Here is a 22,132-nt window from a genome sequence, read left to right as displayed (position 1 = left end):
TCTGTAAGCCCGCCTCAGAAGCAGCCGATCTTGAACTCGTGCAACGCACTGTAGTCTGCGGGCCGTTCTTGCCCGGGCAGACCCCAGGCCCAGTCATCTCAGATCTCAAACGCGGTCTCACACTCAACGACTACCGGACCGGACTGGCCACCGTCAGGCAAACGGCTCCGACATCACCCAATCAAGTTCAGTTGCTTGACTCGCCTCGTGCTGGGGAACCCTTAAAATATGGCGACTGGAGCGCCGATAGGATTTGCCAGAATGGCCAATTGATTCGCCGGAACGCTTCGCTGTATAGAAAATGGATGGTGATGGCATTGCAGATCGAGTCGCTGAATCGACTAATCAATTCATTCTCTCCCAATCAGCTTCAGGATGCTGCAATTCATTATCTCGCACTGCGCGGCTATGGGGCTCCGGAGCTTCGCGACGGGTGGAAGGATGGGGGTGTCGATGTAAGAATTCTGCACGCAAATGGATCGCCGAGCAAGGTGATTATTCAGCTGTCTGTTGAGAGGGATTGGAAAGCTAAGCTCAAGCAGGATGCCGCAAAAGCCTCAAGTAATTATGGAGCCGGTCGTTTCATTCTCGTTTCAACTCGGAGGATCCCCGAGTTGGAGTTCCAGCGTTTGCGGGATGAGATTGCCAGCGAAACCGGTATTCAGGTTGATCGCGTGGACTCGCAGTCGCTCGCCAGTGCCTTCTATGAGAGCGGTGAAACCACTCTGCTCCTGGCAATTGCTGGAATTGAATTCGAGGGCCAGGATTCCACTGAGCCAAAGTATTCCAGCTTTGTAAATGAGGCCGTTTTCAGCTTTATCTTTTTTAGTGATGCAGCTAAAGGCTTCAGAGAAGGAGCGCTTGAGTGCGCGATCATTTCCTTTATTATCAGCAGCGAATCAAATGGAAAGCGGGGATCGGTAGCAGAGGCATCTGAGTCTTTCATTGCCCACCTGGGACTGCCAGCGGGACAGGTTGACCTGGTTGAATCAGCCATGGATCGAATGATGCAGGAGGAGAGGGTTCAACTCATCAAGGGTGAAATTTCGCTGGCGCCTGATGAGAAAGATCGAGCTCTCAGCAACAGGGCCCTCAATGAAGCTTCTCGGGTAGAATTTCTCGGAGAACTCCGTTCGCTCCTGGAAGGGCGCGTTGATGGAGATATCGAGCAGGCAACTCACGAAATTCTCCCTCACCTGGGAGCTCTAGCCTCGCAACTAGGAAGGATGACGGCAGGGGCCTTCGGTAGAGGCGACTCGAACCATCTGAGAAAGATTGCTGCCAGCAAGCTGCGAGATCTTGAAGGCTGCCTTCACCGGCTTGGTGTGTCAAAGGATGAGGAATTTGACTGGCTGGTGAGGAAACTTGCAGAGGTAACCGCCGATTCTGCCATGGGGAAGACGCTCATGGCCACAGAGCTTTTCTCCATCCTGACTCAGCTGAAGCCGTCTGCTTTGGCAACAGCTTTTGGCGGAACCGAGACTAAGCCGGTTGTTGTTCTAGACTCCAATGTTGCAATCCCAGTTTTGCTTAATCAATTCTGCGGAAGGGTGGACAGTAGGTTCTTCACCGCTGCGTACAGCTTGAGTCGACAAGCCGGGATCCACGATCTCAAGCTTGTCATCCCCCGGGACTATCTGGAGGAGGCGGCGAGTCACCTAATTAGCGCTGCACGAGACTACTCCCATATCGTAGAACTAGACTCGGATCTAGCTTATTCGACGAATGCCTTTGTCTCTTACTATGCGTCAGCCTCGACTTCAAATAGATTGAAAGGGAGGAGCTTTCCTTCCTATCTAAGCAGCCTGGGGTGCACGCCGCTGGTCGCTGGTCGGGAGTTCCGGGAGGCAAGGAATGTTCTCATGAAGTCTCTTGAGCATCTATTTCTTCGTTACGGAATCTCGGTCGGGTTTCGCGAGCACGTTGACGGTAGGGACAGAGTGCCAGCCGAGAGAGAGATTTCCTATGCGCTCCAGAAGCTTGGACGGCCTCGCCCCCAGATCTTGGTGAGGCATGACGCGAATATCATTTCCCAACTGGAGGGGCCATCAAGTAGCGGGCTTGACTATCATGTGATTGCAAGCTGGGATAGCGTTATGCTCGAAATTGCTGGCGAGAATGAATCTGCGCATTGGACGGCATTGGATCCTGCTAGCCTTACCGATCTCCTATGCATTACCTCATCCGAGGCCGCTGATGCAAAGATGCAGGCTGGCGTAAATCTGGCGATGTCTCTCAATGAGGATGATATTCAAAGGGGCGCAGAGGTTCTCGACTGGCTTACCAGGCATCTGAAATCTTCTCTAAGTGACTCTGAACAGAGAGATTCCGCCCTTGCGTTCAAGAGGGATTACCTTCAGAGGTCGAGCAATACTCGTTCTTCCATCCTTGAGTTGGCATGGAATCAATGGAAGGAAAATCACTAGCGGGCTGAAGCGATTCAGGGCGCAAACTTTTGGGCCAGATGCTCCATGACGTATACAGTCCGCAATAGTTGCTCCGTGAAGATCAAGGTGCTCAAGGCTCGATCCTTATTTGTTGCCGGAATTTCATGCACGGCTACATTTCCATTCTTTCGAATGATGTCCACCCATGGCTTCATTGGGGGAGTCGTATAGCCTCCAGTTTCCAGGTATTCAATGTATGTGGCGAAGGTTTTTCCCTCCTGTGCGCCTTTATCGACCGCAACATGCATGAGGATTTTTCTGCACATCATTTCACATGACGTATATGCCTCAACTCCTGCGCATGATCTGGCTTCTTGGTGGGCTGACTTGATATCTTCGGGAAGTCCATCAAGTCCTTCTCCAGGCAGTGGGGCGGGAAACTGAGAGTCAGTGCTATAGACACTCCCCGCGTGGCATCCACTGCAGCGAACCCACCTGACTGACTGCGTTCCCTGTGTGGTTGCTTCGGCGATCACTGCGGCAACGGCTTCCCTTCCGCAATGCCCACAGGTGAAACGAGTAAATGCGCCACCTGATGTGGTGTCACTGAACTGGTTCTCGGGTCCTTTGAAGTGCTTGATGCCACCATGTCCGGTCATGCGTGGATCCTACTGCTCCTAGCGAGATCCATCACGTGGCTTTGAAGTCTCTTGATGCTGCAATGCGGGAGGGCCGGCTCGCTACTGAACCTAATTGGGTGATGTCGGGACCGTTTGGCTGACACGAGCAGGTCGGCCGCAGTAGCCCAGGAGTCGTGAGATACGCGCATGGCGGAGGGTTGACCGACGCCGACAGGGCTGCGCGAGAGCGGATCTGGCTGCAGGCCGTGGAGCGCTTCTGGGGCGGGGAGAAGAACCGGGATCGCTGCCACGTTGCGGGTGAGCGAGCGGTCGGTGGAGCGGTGGGTCCGGGGTGCTGTCGAACGGATCGCCCGGTCGGCCCAGGCTGGGGCCAGAACAGATCGCCAGGCATCAACACATGCATTCAACCGGTACATCTAGCGTTGGGGTCTGCTGATCGGCGTGAGCGATGCGTGAGCGGACGGGGTGGCACCAGGCATTCCGAGCTGGATCATGAAACCTACCGCGTGGCGCTTACCTGCAGGTTCAGCGCCACGCGACATCAGGCGTCACGCCTCGTCATGATCCAGGTTCGTCTTGCAAGCCAGGTGTGCAGGCTACGGCCGCCGAGCGATGATGGCTGGCATGATGCTCGACGGTGCACTCGTCACGGCCCCCAGGATGCTGCTCCTGAACCGCGTTGACTTTGAGCCTGGCTGCGACGTGTTCGAGCTTGATCAGCCGCTGTTCCTGATGCCCAACGACCAAGTCTGGGCGGAGCGAAGCTCTGTGGTTGTACAGCGCGCAGCCACAGGAGTAGCCGAGCGGCCCACGGGCGCCATGAATGCCGAGCGCTGGGCGTACAAGCTGTTGTAGGCCCAGTCAACCGAGCCGTGTGCATTGGGCAGACTGAGTACCTAACTGCGCTATAACCGCCCCGTACTTCGGCGAACAGCCACGGGCGTTCGCGGCCTGTCCGTGCAGGTCAGCAGCACAGGTTGCCCATGTCGGGCGGGTACCCAGGTTGCTTCGGGACGAAGAGGCCCGAACATCATGATCCGGACCAGTGGCGGACCACAGCCGATGAGTTGCCAACTGATAGCACGTCAGAGGTGGTCCGCCCAGCGGACTGTAAATCGGTCGACGCTGTGGTGTGGCCTGGAGCTGCGTCACAGTTGCGCCAGAATGGGCGGCACATGACGGGCAGTCAGTGGGAGGGCTGGGTGGCGGAGGGTGCGGCCGGGTTGGTGGGCGGCAGGGAATCGGGCTGCCGGACGGAGCGGGCCGCCCCTGTGCGGTGCCGTGCACACGTATCTCTTTGTCGACGGTCTCGACCTGATTGCGCGTAGTAATGCTCATGCGGTCGGCGGGCCTCCGAGCCGGCTGCTCAGGCCCGGAGGGCCGCTCTACCCGACGGAACGGGCCCGCACTGTGGATGTGGCGGCTCAGGACGGGGTGTCCAGCGGGGAGGCGGGGGTTGAGGTCCGGGTCCGGCTGCGGGGCGAGGTCGTCATCTGGAGCGATCTGATGTATCCCGGCGTCGACGGCAGGGCCATCGGGGAGGTTCGCTTCGACCTGTCGCAACGGCAGCCGACCGGCGGAGGTCGGTTGACCTGGGTGCTGTCACTTCGGCTGGAAGGTGTTCAGCACGGTGGCGAACTGCTGTTGGGTGGTGGTCCAGTCGCCCTCCGGGGAGGCCAGGTAGATCGCGTACTCGGTGCCGTTCGTTGCGACGAAAGCCTGGTCGGCTGCGTGCCGCGGGCCGCGTTTGGCGTCGGTCCAGCTGAACTCCCACAGGGCGCCGTAACTCCCCTGGTAGACGTTCGTCTGCAGGGTGATCCGCTGGTAGTCGGTCTGCTGGGCGACGGTCTGTTCCAGTTCCAGGAAGTGTGCCTCGGAGCTCTGCGTCGCGCCGGGGCCGATGCCGAAGCGGAGCAGGTGGAGCCCGCCGTCGGGTGAGTAGTCGATCTGGCCGCCGGTCTCGGTGCGGGTCCAGTTCTGCGGGACCGCGACGCGGAAGCCGGCCGGATCATCCACCCAGCGGAAGCCCGCCGGTGCCGCCGGTGCGGTCGGCGCGGCGGAGGTCGGCGGCGAGGTTTTGGGTGGGCTGGACGGTGGTTGTGAGGTCGGCGGCTGCGAGGTGGGGGCCTGGGAAGTCGGGGCCTGAGTCGTCGGTGGCTGGGAGCTCGGCGGGGTGGTCGTGGGGGCGACGACGGTTGTGGTCTGGGCGGGGTTCTCCGAGCCGCTGTTGACCACCGCGAACACCACACCACCGGTCAGGAGCGCAGCCAGTACGGCGGACCCGACGACCAGCAGGGTTCGGCGGCGTCGGCCGTCGCCGGGCGGGGCCGGTGGACTCGGGGCAGGGGGAGTCGGAGTCGGCGGTGCGGGCACCGGTGCCGGGGGCAGCGGGATCGGGGTCGGCGGTGTGGTCTGGGTCGGGGCATGGGGCTGGGTCGGGCCGGGGCCGGGAGCGGTGAGTGCGGCCTCGGCGAGCATGGCCAGCGCCTGGTCCGCCGTCGGGCGTTCGGCCGGGTCCTTGCGCAGCAGTGCCTCGATGACGGGAGCGAGGGCACCCGCGTGCCTGGGTTCGGGGAGCGGGTCGGCGATCACCGCCTGGAGGGTGCCCATGGTGGTGGTGCGGTGGAACGGTGACTGGCCCTCCACCGCCGCGTACAGCGTGGCGCCCAGGGACCACAGGTCGGACTCGGGGCCGGGGCGGTGGCCGCTGACCCGCTCCGGGGCGACGTAGTCCGGCGAGCCGACGATGTCGCCGGTGCGGGTGAGGCCGGGTGCGCCCTCCAGCAGTGCGATGCCGAAGTCGGTGAGCACCGCCCGACCGCCACGCTCCAGCAGGACGTTGGCCGGCTTGACGTCCCGGTGCAGCACGCCGTGCCGGTGTGCCTGGTCGAGCGCCGCGAGCATCTGCTCGCCGATCCTGGCGGCGTCGCGCGGGAGCAGGGTGCCCTCGGAGTCGATCACGTCGGCCAGGGAACGGCCGTCGATCAGCTCCATGACGATCCACGGCCGACCGTCCTGTTCCAGTACGTCGTAGACCGTGATCACCCCGGGATGCTTGATCTTCGCCGCCGCCCTGGCCTCCTGCTGCATCCGGGAGTTGAGAGTGGGCAGTTCGCGCTCCGGGATGCCGCTGACGCTCAGTTCCTTCACGGCGACCAAGCGTTCCAGCTTGGTGTCCCGGGCCATCCAGACAGTGCCCATCCCGCCGCGCCCCAGCTGCTCCTGCAGCAGGTAGCGGCCGGCCACCACCCGGCCGACGTCGGGCGCACCATCGTCCTGAGAGCTCATGCCGAACCCACTGTCCGTCCCATGGTGTCCCCGAGCTGCTCTTCCCAGTCTCCCGCCGCACGCCGTCCGGCGCGCCCCGGGCAGCGCGGCGCCGGTCGAGCTGCCCGCCGACCAGACCGCGCGGAGCGGAGGGTCTGCTTGAGCGGTCGTCAGATCGTCAGGCCGGACGGGCTCTTCAGGTCCGTTCGGCCGCGACGAGCTCGGCGACGATCTCGGTGCCGAGGGCGTAGGCCGGTACGCCGGCGGTGATGAGGGCGGTTTCGGTGACGCCGATCAGGTCGGTGAAGGTGGCGCCGGTGTGGAGGGCGCCCCGGGCGTGGATGCGGGCCGGGGTGGGGTGGTTGAGGGCCAGGAGCTGGCCGAAGTGGACGAGTTGTTGGATGCGGGGGCCGAGCGGGTTGTCGGTCAGCACGATGTGGCGGAGGGCCGCGAGGGCCTCCTCGGTGGGGAGGCGGCCGAGGTGCCCGGCCAGCTGGAGGCGGTCCTCGACGCCCTGGGGGACGGTGCCGAGGGTGGTGCGGTAGCGGTCGCGGATGGCGTCGGCGGGGGTGCGGTCGGTCATGACGCGACCCGGGCGATCGAGGCGCGGACGGCTTCCAGGGCACCGGCGGGGAAGTCGACGGCTCCGCCGAGGGCTGCGGCGGCGAGTTCGGCCTCGGCGCTCTCCTCGATGGCCACCACGAGGTGGGCTGTGGCCGGTGAGTCCGGGCCGAAGACCAGGAGGCCGTGGTTGGCCAGCAGGACGGCGGAGGTCGTCGGGCGCAGCCGAAGGACGTCGGCGATACCGCGGACCGAGACGTCCGAGCCGCGGGGACCCCAGGGCACCACCGGAACGTCCTCGGGCTGTCCGAAGCGGAGCATCGGCTCGGTGCGGCAGGGCAGTGGCCGGTGGGCCACCGCGAAGGCGGTCGCGGCGGGGGAGTGGGTGTGGATGATCGCGCCGACCTGGGGGCGGGCGCGGTAGACGGCGCTGTGCATGGCGATGATCTCCGTGCTGACGGACCGTAGCTCGCCCTCGAGCAGTTGCCCGTCCAGGCTGACGGTCGCCAGGTGTTCGGGGCGCAGGCCGCGGACGAATCCCGGGGTCAGCAGGAAACGGTCGCCGTCGAGCCTGGCGCTCAGGTTGGCGTGGCCGGAGTGGGACATCACCCCTGTGGTGAAGAGGTTGTCGGCGGCTTCGACGAGCTGGTGTGCCTGCTTGCTCGGTGTCGGTGTCTCTGTCATGGCGGCATCTCCGAGGTCGGCTGTGTCAGCGGCCGCTGATGAGCCGCTGTCCAGATGCGGACCACTCTTCAACTTGCACTAAGGTTTAAGTCAAGCGGGGTCGGAACAGAGAAAACCGGGGGCAGGAAGTGCGGTTGACGATCGGTCAGCTCGCCGGGATCACCGACGTGCCCGCCTCGGCCATCCGGTTCTGGGAACGTCACGGTCTGCTGCCCGAGCCCGAACGCCAGGGCGGGCAGCGGCGCTATCCGCCGGAGGCCGCCGGGCGGATCGTGCTGCTGCGCAAGTGCCAGCAGGCCGGCCTCACCCTGGCCGAGATCCGCGAGTTCCAGCGGGAGCAGCCGCACCGGCAGGCGATGATCCGCAGCAAGATCGCCGAGGTCGAGCAGCGTATGGTCGATCTCGACCACGCCCACCAGCTCCTGACCCACGCCCTTCAGTGCGGGGAAGAGGACATCGTCCGGTGCCCGAAGTTCGGGGAGCAGATGGCGGCATGGCGGACGCCGGACGGCGCGGTGAGGACTGCGGAGAGCCACCGATCGGGTCGCCGTGCATCTGGCCGCCCCGATTGATGACCCATGGCATGTGGGGGTTTCCCCCTGATGCGAGGACACGTCTTATGCGGCTCGCGCGAGTGTAGTTGATCTCGTTCTGAGGGCCGCTTCGTAGGCGGTGGGGCTGAGTTGGCCGAGGTGGGAGTGCCGTCGGCGGGTGTTGTAGCGGTTGGCCCAGCGGAAGGTGTCCAGGCGAGCCTGGCGGGCGGTGGGCCAGTGCTTGGCACCTTGCAGGGTCTCGCGTTTGAAGGAGGGATCGCCACTTGTGGTGGCGTTGGAGCGACCGTTCCGGCGAGCCCTGGGAAGTCTGCCCCTACCGCAGTTCGGAGCGTGACGACGGTTACTGTCCGGGCCGTATGTGGGCCGTGCAAGGCGAACCGAGGGGCTGTAAACCCGAGCTGCACCGAGGGCCCCGGACTGCTGTCGGTCCGGGGCCTTTGCGTGTCGCCTTGCGGCTCGGGCGGTGTCCGCGCTGGAGTGACGCACGGAGTGCACGGAGTGCACGGAGTATCCGGTCACGTGCGGTGAGGGTGGTTTGCGGTGGTGCGGCAGCTGGTGGGCGGACGTGGGCGGCAGGTGGTGCGGGGTCTGGGCGACCTGCTGGTGACGGCGGGTGTGCTGACGGTGCTCTTCGTCGTGTATGCGGTGTGGTGGAGCGATGTGCTGGCGGACCATGCGGCGGACCGGGCGGGCGGGCGGCTGCGCGGCAGCTGGTCGGCGTCCTCGGCCGCCCCGGCAACCGCACCCGTGGTCGCGCCGGCACCGCCCGAGGCGCGGGGTGCGTCCCCCGAAGCGCGGCCGGAGCCCACCCTGCGTGTCGGCGAGGACATCGGCTTCCTGCACGTGCCCGCGATGGGCAGGGGCTACCAGGTGCTGGTCCGGATGGGCACGGACGACGGCACGCTCGCCTCGGGCGTCGCCGGGGTGTACACGCAGCCCTACCGGGCGGCGATGCCCTGGGACCGCGAGGGGAACTTCGCGCTCGCGGCGCACCGCGACGGGCACGGCGCGAAGTTCCACGATCTGGACCAGGTCGCGCCCGGTGACGCGCTGGTCGTCGAGACCAAAGACCGCTGGTACGTCTACCGGGTCGACGGCGTCCTGCCGGAGACCTCGCAGGACGACGTCGGCGTGATCGCGCCGGTGCCGGTCGGCTCGCCGTACCGCTCGGCCGGCCGTTACATCACGCTGACGACGTGTACGCCGGTGTACACCTCGCGCTACCGGATGGTGGTCTGGGGAAGCCTGGTGCGCGATGAGGCGGTGGACGGGGGCAGGACGCCGCCGCCGGAGCTGCGCTGACGCCGTCCTGGGCGTTCGACGGTCAGCAGGTCGATCTCCATGCTGACCGGGTCGGTGCCGACCGGGGGTTGGTGGAAGCTGCCGTCGCTGATGGAGAGGTTGAGGATCAGGTAGGCGGCGAAGTCCGGTCCGACCCCGGTGTGGTCGGACCACACCTCGGTGAGGGTGTCGATCGACGGCCCGACGTACCAGGTGTTGTTGTCGGCGCCGAGCTGCGTGGCCAGGTATACCCAGCGGTCGGCTCCGATGTTCGGGTCGGCGTAGACGGTGCTGCCCGAGCGGACGTGGTTGACGAACTCGATCTGGTCGGGGCGGTCGGCGTACCACTCGAAGATGTCCACCTCGTTGCGGCCGTCCCGCCAGGTCCACAGGCACGGCCAGGCACCGGTGTCGGCGGCGGGCAGCCGGATGTGCACCAGCACCAGGTCGCCGGTGCGGACCTGGACCCCGCTGCCTCCCGAGTCGCAGGAGTCGCCGGTGGTCAGCAGGCCGGTGTCCCAGTCGCCATCGTCCCGGTGGGTGGCGGTGACGACGAGATGGCCCGGGGCAGTGCTCAGGGAGGAGCGGGTCAGCCGGTCGTGCTTCCAGCTGTCGGGGTTGTCGGTGCAGTTGGCGTACGAGGCGCTCTGCCAGCCCCAGGCCCGGCCCGGGCCGACGTCCAGGGTGCTGAACCGTTCGAGCAGGATGGGACGGCCCCGGGTCGGTGCCGAGAGGCTCTCGGCTCCGGCCGGTGGCAGTGCCGGTGTGAGTACGGCTGCGACGCTGATCGCGGCAGCCAGGACAAGACGGGTCAGCATGCCGCTCAGGATTCCCGATGGCGGCCCGATCCGCGCGGAGATGGAGCTGATCACCGAGCACCGGGCGCCGACGATCGAGGCTGATCGGATGAAATCGGTGCCTCGGGCGTGGCTCGCACGATGTCTGATGGCGTGTTATAGGCCGTTGCACCGGGCCGGGCATGGTAAATCTTGGGCAGATTTACGGCGGTGTTCCCATGGGTGCGAATATCGTTCGAATATGGGCCATGAGATCACCGATAATCCGCACTCGTACCACTGAGCAAGGGGAAAACCATGTACGGACTCGCTCATACGGGCGTCGCCTCGCTGGCTCTGCTGGCGGCCGGAGGTGCCACCGCGGCCATCGGTGCGGCGGTGAAGTGGTTCTCGCGCCGGTGACCGAATCACTCACTGTGCTGATTCCGGCGCACAATGAGGCGGACTTCATCGCGGACGCGGTGAAGTCCGCTTTCGGCCAGACCTCCCAGCCGGAGAGAGTCCTGGTCATCGCGGACCTCTGCACCGACGACACCGCCGAGATCGCCCGGCGGCACGGGGCCGATGTTCTGGAGGTCCAGCAGGAGAGCAAACCGAAGTCGCTCAATCTCGCCCTTGAGGCGGTGACCACCGAGTACGTGGCCCTGCTCGATGCGGACGGGTACTTCGCCTCCGCGGACGTGCTGGAGAAGTGCCTGGCCCGGATGCGGGAGAAGGACTTCGGCGGCGTCTGCATGTCGGTCACGCCGCACAGCGTCAAGGGCCTGTTCCAGCGCTCGCGGATGATCGAATGGGCGGCGGCCCACCGGATGTCGCGGACGGTGGAGTCGTGGCACGGCTGGGTGGCTGTGCTCTCCGGATGCGCCGGGGTCTACCGCACGGACGCGGTCCGGGCGGTCGACGGCTGGTCCACCGACAGCCTCTGCGAGGACGTCGAGCTGGCGCTGAAGATGAACCGCTCGGGCCAGCGGGCGGGCTTCGTGCCGGGCGCGTACGTGTGCGTCCGCGACCCGGGCAGCTGGAACGTCTATTGGCGGCAGACCCACCGCTGGGCGGCCGGCTGGGCGCAGGCCCTGTACAAGCACCGAGGGCTGTTCTTCCGCAGCTGGGGATTCACCCGGGTATTCGGCGCGATGCTCGTGGACAGCGTCCTGCTCGCGAGCGGATACGTCTCGCTGATCTATCACTTGGTCAGCGGATTCACGGAATTCGACACCTTTCGGTGGATGGGCTGGTGGTTCCTGGTCATGCTGATGCTGACACTCGGAACGGCCAGTCTGCAGATCGGGGTCCGCCAGACAATCGTCAACTATCCGGCATATCTCGTGGTCGGCACGATGGGGACGGTTCTCTCCCTGTGGGTCATGTTCCGCGAATGGGTGCTGGGCAGACATCTGACCTCCTGGACCGGACGACAGGGCCGACGGACCGTCATCACCCGGATGTCGGAGCGGCGGCGGCTGGCACTGACCGGAACGGGGGCCGGGATCGGAGCTCTCGGAGCGCTCCTCGGCCGGATGGGCCACCAGGAGGAGCTGATGCTGGCGGGAGTCTCCGCGAGCGGCTCCGTCCTGCTCGCCGGGCTGCTCTGGCATCTGCTCGGCCGGATGCCGGAGCGGGCTTGACGGGCCCGGCCGCACCGTCGCACCGCTGTCCCGCGCCACCGCGTTGCCGCGGGACAGCGGGAGCGGACCGTACTCCTGGGACCGTAGGCTCGTAGACCCGCGCACCTCGCGCGGGCCTACTGGCACAGCGGAGGGGCGATGGCAGTGGAGGAGCGGGCCGGGAGCCGGACCAGTCGGCTGGAAGTACGCCTGGTGCGGCGGGGGTTCTCCCACCCGCAGGCCGCCGTCGGGCTGCTCGGCGAGCCCTGGCTGCACGGTCTTTCGGACGACCCGGTGCTGCTGGACGCGCTCGGCACGACCGCCGATCCGGACCTCGCGCTGCTCGGCCTCGGCCGGCTGCTGGAGGCGCTCGACCCGGCCGAACGGCAGACCCTGCGGGACACCCTGACCAGCTCCAAGCCACTGCGGGACCGGCTGCTCTCGGTGCTCGGCGCCTCCACCGCGCTCGGCGACCACCTGGCCAGGCACCCGCGCGACTGGCACGCCCTGGTCACCTTCGAGCTCCGGGACATCCACCCCGGCACCGAGGACTTCCGGCGCGAACTGCAGCACCGGATGCGGACCGCCGGCACCGACCGGGCGGACGCGCTGCGGATCGCCTACCGGCGCTGTCTGCTGACCATCGCCGCCCGCGACCTGAGCGGCACCACCGACCTGCCGCAGGCCGCCGCCGAACTGGCCGACCTGGCCGGCGCCACCCTGCAGACCGCGCTGGAGATCGCCGCCGAGCAGGACCCGGAGGCGGCCGGGCGCTGCCGGCTCGCGGTGATCGGCATGGGCAAGTGCGGCGGCCGCGAGCTCAACTACGTCTCCGACGTGGACGTGATCTTCGTCGCCGAGCCGCGCGAAGGCGTCGAGGAACACCAGGCGGTGCAGGCCGCCACCCGGCTGGCCGCCAGGATGATGCGGCTCTGCTCGGACACCACCGGCGAGGGCACCATCTGGCCGGTGGACGCCAACCTGCGTCCCGAGGGCCGCAACGGCCCGCTGGTCCGCACCCTGGCCAGCCACCTGGCGTACTACCAGCGCTGGGCCAAGACCTGGGAGTTCCAGGCCCTGCTGAAGGCCCGTCCGGTGGCCGGGGACGCCGAGCTCGGCGCCGCGTACGCCGAGGCCACCGGCGCGCTGGTGTGGCAGGCCGCCGAGCGGGACAACTTCGTCGCCGACGTCCAGCAGATGCGCCGCCGGGTGGTGGACGCGATCCCCGCCCGCGAGCTGGACCGGCAGCTCAAGCTCGCCCCCGGCGGGCTGCGGGACGTCGAGTTCGCGGTGCAGCTGCTGCAACTGGTGCACGGCCGGACCGACGCCCGGCTGCACAGCCCCACCACCCTGCAGGCGCTGGAGGCGCTCAGCGCGGGCGGCTACGTCGGCCGGGCCGACGCGGCCTCGCTGGAGGCGGCGTACCGGTTCCTGCGCGCGATGGAGCACCGGATCCAGCTGCACCGGCTGCGCCGGACCCACCTGATGCCCACCGACCCGGCCGACCTGCGCCGGCTGGCCCGCTCGCTGGCCGCCCAGATCAACGACGACACCAGGGCCGACCCGGTGGCGGCGCTCCAGCGGGAGTGGAAGCGGCACGCGGTCGAGGTCAGGCGGCTGCACGAGAAGCTGTTCTACCGCCCGCTGCTGGACGCTGTGGCCGAGCTGCCGACCGGCGCGATCGGGCTCTCCACCCAGGCGGCCAAGGCACGGTTGGAGGCGCTCGGCTACGCCGACCCGGCGGCCGCGCTGCGCCACCTGACCGCACTGGCCTCCGGGGTGAGCCGCAAGGCCGCGATCCAGCGGACCCTGCTGCCGGTGCTGCTCGGCTGGTTCGCCGACTCGGCCGACCCGGACGCCGGGCTGCTGAACTTCCGTCAGGTCTCCGACGCGCTCGGCCGTACCCCCTGGTACCTCCGGCTGCTACGGGACGAGAGCGCGGCCGCCGAACAGCTGGCCCGGGTGCTCTCGGCCGGGCGGCTGGCCCCCGACCTGCTGCTCCGGGCCCCCGAGGCGGTGGCCATGCTCGGCGATCCGCAGGGCCTGCTGCCGCGCGGGCGGGTCGCGCTGACCCAGGAGATCCAGTCGGCCGTCGGCCGGGCCGGATCGGCTGCCGCCGGAGTCGCGGCGGCCCGCGCGGTCCGCCGCCGGGAGCTGTTCCGGACCTCCGCCGCCGACGTACTCGGCCGGTTCGGCGAGGAGCCCGGTGCCGCCGTGGACGCGGCGGGTGAGGCGCTGACGGTGCTGAACGCCGCCACCCTGCAGGGCGCGTTGCGGGCCTGCGTGGCCGAGTGGGAGAGCGCCAACGGCGAGCTGCCGACCAGGCTGGCAGTGATCGCGATGGGCCGGTTCGGCGGGCGCGAGATGGGCTACGGCTCGGACGCGGACGTGCTCTTCGTGCACGAGCCGCTGCTCGGGGTGCTGGACCAGGACGCCGCCAAGGCCGCGTTCGCGGTCTGCAACCAGTTGCGGACGTTGCTGGCCTCGCCGTCCACCGAGCCGCCGCTGCTGGTCGACGCGGATCTCCGGCCGGAGGGCAGGCAGGGCCCGCTGGTGCGGACCCTGGGCTCGTACGAGGCGTACTACCGGCGGTGGTCGCACGTCTGGGAGTCCCAGGCGCTGCTGCGGGCCGAACCGGTGGCCGGTGACCCCGAGCTGGGGGAGCGGTTCCGGGCGCTGATCGACCCGCTGCGCTACCCCGGAGCTGGGGTGCCGACCCCGGACCTGCTGGAGATCCGGCGGATCAAGGCCAGGATCGAGGCCGAGCGGCTGCCGCGCGGGGCCGACCCCACCACTCACACCAAGATCGGCCGGGGCGGTCTGGCGGACGTGGAGTGGACCGTGCAGCTGCTCCAGCTGCAGCACGGGCACGTGGTGCCGGGGCTGCGGACCACCCGGACCCGGGCCGCCCTGGCGGCGGCGGTCGAGGCCGGGCTGGTGGCGGCGGAGGACGCGGTGGTGCTGGACGCGGCGTGGGTGCTGGCGTCGCGGGTGCGCAGTGCGGTCATGCTGGTCCGCGGCCGGGCGGGGGACAGCTTCCCCGGGGAGGCCCGCGAACTGGCCGGCGTGGCCCGCTACCTCGGCTACGGCTCCGGCCACACGGGCGAGCTGGTCGACGACTACCGCCGCACCACCCGCCGGGCCCGGGCCGTCGTGGAGGAGCTCTTCTACGGCTAGGAGCATCACGTACGAAAGTGCCTGACCACCTACGTACGGATCACCTTTTTCGAGGTCGGCGTCGCCCGCGCGGCGGAGCCGCACATCAGCAGAGCCCCGAGCCCCTGGTCCGCCGTGGCTGACCAGAGCGTCAGTGGTCGACCTTGGTGAGGGCCCACTGTTCCGGGACGGTCAGGTCGTGCTCGCGCTCGCCGCGGGTGCGGGGGAGCTGGTAGACCCAGACGTGGTAGATCAGGCGGGCGGCCGCGAAGCCGAGGGCCAGGCAGAGTGCGCCGCCGACCGCGTCCATCCAGAAGTGGTTGGCGGTGGAGACGATCACCACCAGGGTGACGGCGGGGTAGAGCAGTCCGAGCACCCGGACCCAGGGCGTGCGGGCGAGGAAGAAGATGGTCAGCCCGCACCAGAGCGACCACCCGATGTGCATCGAGGGCATCGCCGCGTACTGGTTGGAGACGCTGGCCCCTGCGCCGGAGGCCATCGAGCCCCAGGTGTCGTGCACCTTGACGGTGTCGATGAAGCTGCCGCCGGTCATCAGGCGGGGCGGGGCCAGCGGGTAGAAGTAGAACCCGACCAGGGCCAGGCCGGTGGTCACGAAGAGCACCGTGCGGGCTGCCGCGTAGCGGCCGGGGTGGGAGCGGTAGAGCCAGACCAGCACGCCTATGGTCACGATGAAGTGCAGCGTGGCGTAGTAGTAGTTCATCCCGACGATCAGCCAGGTGACCGAGTCGACCGCGTGGTTGACGCCGCGTTCGACCGCGACGCCGAGGTGCTGCTCGAGGTCCCAGATCCAGCTCGCGTGCCGCTGGGCGATGACGTCCTGCTCGGGCACCGCGTTGCGGACCAGCGAGTACAGCCAGTAACTGACCCCGATCAGGGCGAGCTCGAACCAGAGCCGGGGCCGGGCCGGCGTGCGGCGCTGGTCGCGGATGCGGCCGCGCACGGCGGCGCCGGTGGACTGGGCGGCGCGGGTGGCTCCGTCCGGCCGGTGGCTCGTACGGCCCCCGTCCGGGACGGAACCGGCCTGCGCCGCCGCCTGGCCGCCTGCGGCGTCGGCTGCGAACTGCTCGGTCGATTCCCCCATGGGCGAGAAGTCTGCCAGACGGCTCGTGGCCGTCTGCTCATCCTGCGGTAGTGGATTCTTCACCGCCTGTCCCCCTTCCGGGGTACGGGGCTGGGTACCGGGGTCTGACATGGGGTCCATTGTGACTCGTTCGGGGGCGCTCGGTCGACGCGGCCCCTGTCTCGGCGGTCGGCAGGCAACGGTTCGGTCAAGACCACGACTGCAACCTTTTCTGCATCTTGCTGAAACATTTTGCAGCCGCTAGCGTCCAGCCACCCAACGACGTCCAGCCGCCTTCAAGGGAGCCCGCAGTGGCCGAAGCCCAGCCCCGCCGCCCACGGAGCACGACCACCTACCGACGGCCCGGCCGTACGGCCGTCCTGATCGCCGCCTCGCTGCTGGCGACCGGGCTGGGGGCCGCCCCGCTGGCGATGGCCGCCCCGGCCGGGCCGCCCTCGGACAAGGCGATGGCCGCGGAGGCGGACCGGCACGACCTGACCCGGGAGCAGTTCTACTTCGTGCTGCCGGACCGGTTCGCGAACGGCGAGGCGAAGAACGACACCGGCGGCCTGACCGGCACCCGGCTGGAGACCGGCCTCGACCCGGCCGACAAGGGCTTCTACCACGGTGGTGACCTGCAGGGCCTGATCGACAAGCTGGACTACGTCCAGGGCCTGGGCACCACCGCGATCTGGATGGCCCCGCTGTTCAAGAACCGCCCGGTGCAGGGCACGGGGGCGGACGCTTCGGCCGGCTACCACGGCTACTGGATCACCGACTTCACCCAGGTCGACCCGCACTTCGGCACCAACGCCCAGCTCAAGGAGCTGATCGCGAAGGCGCACCGGAAGGGCATCAAGGTCTTCTTCGACGTCATCACCAACCACACCGCCGACGTCGTCGACTACACCGAGGGGAAGTACGACTACCGCTCGGCCGGCGCCTACCCGACGCTGGACGCCGACGGGAACCCGGTGGACGAGACCGCGATCGCCGACGCGGCCGCCCAGTGGCCGAAGATCGGCGCGAACTCGTTCCCCTACACGCCGTCCTTCCGCAGCGCGGCGGACCAGAAGGCCAAGACCCCGTCCTGGCTGAACGACCCCGCGCTCTACCACAACCGGGGCAACTCGACCTTCGTCGGCGAGTCCTCGACCGAGGGCGACTTCTCCGGTCTGGACGACCTGGACACCCAGAATCCGCGGGTGGTCGAGGGCATGAAGCAGATCTACCAGACCTGGGTGAAGGAGAGCGGGGTCGACGGCTTCCGGATCGACACCGTCAAGCATGTCAACATGGCCTTCTGGTCGCAGTGGGCCCCCGCGCTCAAGCAGTACGCCGCCGAGCGCGGCAACCAGGACTTCTTCATGTTCGGCGAGGTCTACTCCGGTGACCCGTCGGTCACCGCGCCGTACGTGACCAAGGGCAAGCTGCAGGCCACCCTGGACTTCGCGTTCCAGGAGAGCGCCCGCAAGTACGTCTCGCAGGGCGGCTCGGCCAAGGCGCTCGCCGAGCTGTACGCGCAGGACTTCCGCTACACCACGGCCGACACCAACGCGTACGAGCTGCCGACCTTCCTCGGCAACCACGACATGGGCCGGTTCGGCAGCTTCCTGCAGAGCGACAACCCGGGGGCCTCGGCCGAGCAGCTGCTGCAGAAGGACCGGTTCGCCAACGAGCTGATGTTCCTGACCCGGGGTCAGCCGGTGGTCTACTACGGCGACGAGCAGGGCTTCACCGGCGCGGGCGGCGACAAGGACGCCCGGCAGGACATGTTCGCCTCGAAGACCGGCTCCTACAACGCCGACACCGTGATCGGCGGCAGCAAGGGCCCGGCCGACCGGTACGGCCAGGGCGGCGCGCTGTACCAGGGGATAGCCACCCTGGCGGGGCTGCGCAAGGCGCACCCGGCGCTGGCCGACGGCGCGCAGGTCGAGCGGTACGCGGCGGACGGCGCGGGCGTCTACGCGTTCTCCCGGATCGACGCCGGACAGCAGGTCGAGTACCTGGTCGCGGTCAACAACTCGGCCGAGCCGAAGACCGTCACGCTGGACACCTTCTCGGCGGGCATGGACTTCAAGCAGCTCTACCCGAGCGCGGGGGCGAAGACCACCAGCGGCGCCGACCGCAAGGTCACCGTGACCGTCCCGGCCTACTCCTCGGTGGTGCACCAGGCGGCGGGCAAGCTCGCCAAGCCGGCCGCCGCTCCCCAACTCGCCCTGAAGGCACCTGAGAACGGCTCGACCGGCACCGTCACGATCGGCGCCGAGGTGCCGGGTGGCGGCTTCAACCGGGTCTCGTTCGCCGCGCAGATCGGCAACGGCCCCTGGCAGCAGCTCGGTTCGGCCGACAACGGTACGTACCGGGTGACCCAGGACCTGACCGGGGTCGCCCCCGGCACCGTGGTCCGGTACAAGGCGGTGGTCAAGGACTCCGGCGGCAACCTCCGCTCCGCGACCGGGAGTTTCACCACCGGGACCCCGGCGCCCAAGCCCGCGCCGAGCGCCACCTCGCGCCCGTACGCGGTCGTGCACTACCAGCGGAAGAACGCCGACTACGACGGCTGGAACATGTACGCCTGGGGCGACCTGGCCGACGGCGAGTCCACCCCCTGGCCGGACGGCCACGGCTTCACCGGGCGGGACGCCTACGGGGCCTTCGCCTACGTGAAGTTGAAGAGCGGCGCGGCCGACGTGGGCTTCGTGGTGGAGAAGGGTGGCACGAAGGACGGCGAGGCCGACCGCCACATCGACCTGGGTGCCACCGGTGAGGTCTGGGTCAAGGAGGGCGACCCGAACGTCTACACCAAGAACCCCGACCCGGCCGTCCCGGTGCCCGCCGACACGGCGGTGATCCACTACTACCGGGCCGACGGCAAGTACGACGGCTGGGGTCTGCACGACTGGACGGGCGCGGCCACCCCGACCGACTGGGGCAACCCGCTGCTGCCCGCCAGGAAGGACGCCTACGGCGCGGTCTTCGAGGTGCCGCTGGCCGCCGGGGCGACCAGCCTGAGCTACATCCTGCACAACGGCAACGACAAGGACCTGCCCAACGACCAGTCGCTGAACTTCGCCACCAGTGGCCGGGAGATCTGGCTGATCGGCGGCCAGGAGGGCCACCTGCTGCCGCAGGCGGCCGGCAGCTCCGCGCAGCTCGACCTGACCTCGGCCCGGGCCCAGTGGATCGACACACGGACCGTGCTGGTTCCGGCCAACTTCGGTGCGGCGGACAGCGCGTTGGCGGGTGGCACCAGTGCCCAGCTGATCTACGATGCCGACGGCGGCCTCACCGTGGACAAGGGCGTGCTGAACAAGCCCGGCCAGTGGATCCGGCTCAACCCGGGCACCCTGACGGACGCTCAGAAGGCCAAGTACCCGCACCTGGCGGGATACCGGGCCTTCACCGTGGACGGCCGGGACGCCGGGCGGATCACCAAGGCGCTGCGCAGCCAGCTGATCTTCACCGAGCACCTGCCGAGCGGCGCCGCGCTGGCCGCCACCGGCGTGCAGATCCCCGGCGTGCTGGACGACCTGTACGCGGCCAAGGCCGCGAAGGCCCAACTCGGCCCGGTCTACCGGAAGTCCGAGGGCTGGGACTGGTGGGGCGACGACCGTGAGGTGACCCTGTCGCTCTGGGCACCGACCGCCACCGAGGTCTCCGTCCAGCTCTTCGACGGGGCCACCGGCGGTACGCCGAGGACCGTGCCGCTGCGCCGGGACGAGGCGACCGGCGTCTGGTCGCTGACCCGGGATGCCGGGGAACTGGACGGCAAGTACTACCTGTACCAGGTCAAGGTCTGGGCGCCGAGCGTCCGGCAGAACGTCACCAACCTGGTCACCGACCCGTACTCGGTGGCGCTCTCGGCCGACTCGAAGCGCAGCCTGGTGGCCGATCTGGCCGGCCGTGACACCAAGCCGCGCGGCTGGGACGGGCACCGCTCGCCGCAGGCGGTGTCGCCGAGCCGGCAGCAGATCCAGGAGCTGCACGTCCGGGACTTCTCCTCGGCGGACGCCACCGTGCCAGCCGCCGAGCGGGGCACCTACAAGGCGTTCACCGAGTCGAAGTCGGCCGGGATGCAGCACCTGCGCGAGCTGGCCCAGGCGGGTGTCACCACCATCCACCTGCTGCCGACCTTCGACATCGCCACCGTCCGGGAGAACCGGGCCGACCAGAAGCTGCCCGCCTGCGACCTGAACTCCCTTGCGGCGGACAGCGAGCAGCAGCAGGAGTGCGTGGCGGCGGTCAAGGCCGAGGACGCGTACAACTGGGGCTACGACCCGCTGCACTACACCGTGCCGGAGGGCTCGTACGCCACCGAGGCGACCGGTACGGCGCGCACCGTTCAGTTCCGCGAGATGGTGCAGGCGATGCACGAGGCGGGCCTGCGGGTGGTGCTGGACGTGGTCTACAACCACACCGCTGCCGCCGGCCAGGCCGAGCACTCGGTGCTGGACAAGGTGGTGCCCGGCTACTACCAACGGCTCAGCGACGCGGGCGCGGTGACCACCGACAGCTGCTGCGCGGACACCGCGCCGGAGCACGCCATGATGAACAAGCTGGTGGTCGACTCGGTGCTGACCTGGGCGAAGGAGTACCGGGTCGACGGCTTCCGGTTCGACCTGATGGGCTTGGACCCGAAGCAGACCATGCTGGACGTCCAGTCGGCGCTGCGCGGGCTCAGCAAGGAGCGCGACGGGGTCGAGGGCAAGGACGTCTTCCTCTACGGCGAGGGCTGGAACTTCGGCGTCGTCGCCAACAACTCCCGTTTCGAGCAGGCCAGTCAGCTGAACATGGCCGGCACCGGGATCGCCACCTTCAACGACCGGGTGCGGGACGCGGCCCGGGGCGGCAACTTCATGCTGAACTCGGCGCCCCAGCAGGGCTTCGCCTCCGGTCTGTACACCGACCCCAACGGGTCGGCAGCGAACGGGACTTCGGCCGAACAGCAGGCCCGGCTGCTGCACCAGATGGACCAGATCAAGGTCGGGCTGACCGGCAACCTGGCGGGCTTCGGGTTCACCGACAGCAGCGGAAAGTCCGTCACCGGCGCGGGAGTCGACTACAACGGCTCCCCGACCGGCTACGCGGCCAACCCGGGCGAGGCGGTCGAGTACGTCGACGCGCACGACAACGCCGACCTGTTCGACGCACTGGCCTACAAGCTGCCGACCACGACCACCCCGGCCGACCGGGCCCGGATGCAGGCGCTCGGGCTGTCGCTCACCGCGCTGAGCCAGGGGCCCGGCTTCGCGCAGGCGGGCAGCGACCTGCTGCGCTCCAAGTCGCTGGACGCCAACTCCTTCGACTCGGGTGACTGGTTCAACTCGATCCAGTGGGACTGCACCAAGGGCAACGGCTGGGGCCGGGGGCTGCCGATGGCGGCCGACAACAAGGAGATGTGGCCGACCGCCAAGTCCCTGCTGGCCGACCCCCGGCTGACCGTCGGGTGCAACGAGATTCAGGCCACCGGCGCGCAGTACCGGCAGTTCCTCCGGATCAGGCAGTCCTCGCCGCTGTTCGCGCTGAGCAGCGCGGCGGAGGTGCAGCAGCGGCTGTCCTTCCCGCTGTCGGGGACGGCGGCCGAGACGCCCGGGGTGATCACCATGCACCTGGACGGCGCCGGCCTGCGGGGCGCGGAGCGGGGCATCACCGTGGTGTTCAACGCGACCCCGACCGCCCAGCAGCAGACCGTGGCCGGGCTGAAGGGCACCGGTCAGTCGTTGCACCAGGTGCAGGCGCAGGGGGCCGATCCGGTGGTGAAGAGCGCGTCATTCGACCGCTCCACCGGCACGTTCACCGTTCCGGCCCGTACGGTCGCGGTGTTCGTACAGGGTTAGTTGGCTGAAAACAGTCGCCCGGCGGCTTCCGGTGGTGACACCGGAGCCCCGGGCGGCGCTGTTTCCAGGGGTCGGCCGTAGGGGGTGCGGGGAACCGACCGACCGTCCGGACGGGTGCGGCCTGGCGCGCTGTTCAGCGCCGATGGGGCGGATGCGAAGTGCAGCCGGGAACATGACAACCATCACCACAAGGGGTTTGCCGGCCCACTGACCTGACACTCCGTCAGTGCATGAATGCCTGGGTCGGTTATCGGCCAAACCGTGGCATGCATCTGTCAT

The 22,132-nt window shown here is 68.2% G+C and carries 13 protein-coding genes; 7 read left to right on the top strand and 6 right to left on the bottom strand.

The genetic code is table 11. The features are described from left to right. The first annotated feature begins 311 nt into the window (after nt 1-311). Nucleotides 312-2,426, top strand: coding sequence for a hypothetical protein (locus ASC99_RS38830; protein WP_157531704.1), 2,115 nt, complete (start codon nt 312-314; stop codon nt 2,424-2,426). Nucleotides 2,427-2,440: 14 nt separating this feature from the next. Here the strand turns inward: ASC99_RS38830 and ASC99_RS37620 are convergent, their stop codons facing one another. Next, nucleotides 2,441-3,046 (bottom strand): DUF4145 domain-containing protein, encoded by a 606-nt coding sequence (locus ASC99_RS37620; protein WP_082598566.1) that lies wholly within the window; start codon nt 3,044-3,046, stop codon nt 2,441-2,443. A gap of 606 nt (nt 3,047-3,652) precedes the next feature. On the opposite strand from ASC99_RS37620, the gene ASC99_RS23475 reads away from it, so the two are divergent. Next, nucleotides 3,653-3,883, top strand: coding sequence for a hypothetical protein (locus tag ASC99_RS23475; RefSeq protein ID WP_157531703.1), 231 nt, complete (start codon nt 3,653-3,655; stop codon nt 3,881-3,883). Between the two features lie 747 nt (nt 3,884-4,630). On the opposite strand, the gene ASC99_RS23470 is transcribed toward ASC99_RS23475, so the two are convergent. The 3 genes from ASC99_RS23470 to ASC99_RS23460 all read right to left on the bottom strand — a co-directional run bounded on the left by ASC99_RS23470 (nt 4,631) and on the right by ASC99_RS23460 (nt 7,540). Then, the gene (locus ASC99_RS23470; RefSeq protein ID WP_057235259.1) at nt 4,631-6,316 is read right to left on the bottom strand and encodes a serine/threonine-protein kinase; all 1,686 of its coding nucleotides are present in this window, start codon (nt 6,314-6,316) and stop codon (nt 4,631-4,633) included. 175 nt (nt 6,317-6,491) lie between these two features. Next, entirely contained in the window at nt 6,492-6,878 is a 387-nt protein-coding gene (locus ASC99_RS23465) for a carboxymuconolactone decarboxylase family protein (protein WP_057235257.1), read from the bottom strand. After that, entirely contained in the window at nt 6,875-7,540 is a 666-nt protein-coding gene (locus tag ASC99_RS23460) for a class II aldolase/adducin family protein (RefSeq protein WP_057235255.1), read from the bottom strand. The genes ASC99_RS23465 and ASC99_RS23460 overlap by 4 nt, the downstream gene beginning before the upstream one ends. Before the next feature lie 128 nt (nt 7,541-7,668). Here ASC99_RS23460 and ASC99_RS23455 point away from each other — a divergent pair, with 128 nt between their 5' ends. Both ASC99_RS23455 and ASC99_RS23450 read left to right on the top strand, forming a co-directional pair. Further along, nucleotides 7,669-8,112 carry a MerR family transcriptional regulator gene (locus ASC99_RS23455; protein WP_057235252.1) on the top strand — a complete coding sequence of 148 codons (444 nt, stop codon included), beginning with the start codon at nt 7,669-7,671 and terminating at the stop codon, nt 8,110-8,112. A 522-nt stretch (nt 8,113-8,634) separates the two neighbouring features. Further along, entirely contained in the window at nt 8,635-9,396 is a 762-nt protein-coding gene (locus ASC99_RS23450) for a class E sortase (RefSeq protein ID WP_057235251.1), read from the top strand. Here the strand turns inward: ASC99_RS23450 and ASC99_RS23445 are convergent. Then, nucleotides 9,315-10,193: a hypothetical protein gene (locus ASC99_RS23445; RefSeq protein ID WP_057235249.1), complete on the bottom strand. Its 879-nt coding sequence runs from the start codon at nt 10,191-10,193 to the stop codon at nt 9,315-9,317. The two genes, ASC99_RS23450 and ASC99_RS23445, sit on opposite strands and share 82 nt — an antisense overlap. A 377-nt stretch (nt 10,194-10,570) precedes the next feature. Here ASC99_RS23445 and ASC99_RS23440 point away from each other — a divergent pair, with 377 nt between their 5' ends. Together ASC99_RS23440 and ASC99_RS23435 are read left to right on the top strand one after the other, a co-directional pair. Further along, on the top strand, nt 10,571-11,797 hold the full coding sequence (locus tag ASC99_RS23440) for a glycosyltransferase family 2 protein (RefSeq protein WP_162257913.1): 1,227 nt from the start codon (nt 10,571-10,573) through the stop codon (nt 11,795-11,797). 138 nt (nt 11,798-11,935) lie between these two features. Further along, on the top strand, nt 11,936-14,953 hold the full coding sequence (locus tag ASC99_RS23435) for a bifunctional [glutamine synthetase] adenylyltransferase/[glutamine synthetase]-adenylyl-L-tyrosine phosphorylase (protein WP_057235245.1): 3,018 nt from the start codon (nt 11,936-11,938) through the stop codon (nt 14,951-14,953). Nucleotides 14,954-15,083: 130 nt separating this feature from the next. Here the strand turns inward: ASC99_RS23435 and ASC99_RS23430 are convergent, their stop codons facing one another. Next, entirely contained in the window at nt 15,084-16,034 is a 951-nt protein-coding gene (locus tag ASC99_RS23430; RefSeq protein ID WP_057235243.1) for a phosphatase PAP2 family protein, read from the bottom strand. Between the two features lie 290 nt (nt 16,035-16,324). On the opposite strand from ASC99_RS23430, the gene pulA reads away from it, so the two are divergent. After that, a complete protein-coding gene (gene pulA, locus ASC99_RS23425; protein WP_057235241.1) occupies nt 16,325-21,853 on the top strand; it encodes a pullulanase-type alpha-1,6-glucosidase in 5,529 nt (1,842 codons plus the stop codon). The last annotated feature ends 279 nt before the right edge of the window (nt 21,854-22,132 follow it).

The sequence above is a fragment of the Kitasatospora sp. Root107 genome (assembly GCF_001424875.1).
Classification (GTDB): Bacteria; Actinomycetota; Actinomycetes; order Streptomycetales; family Streptomycetaceae; genus Kitasatospora.
Note: the sequence above shows the minus strand (reverse complement) of the source record. Positions and strands in the feature narration are given on the sequence as shown.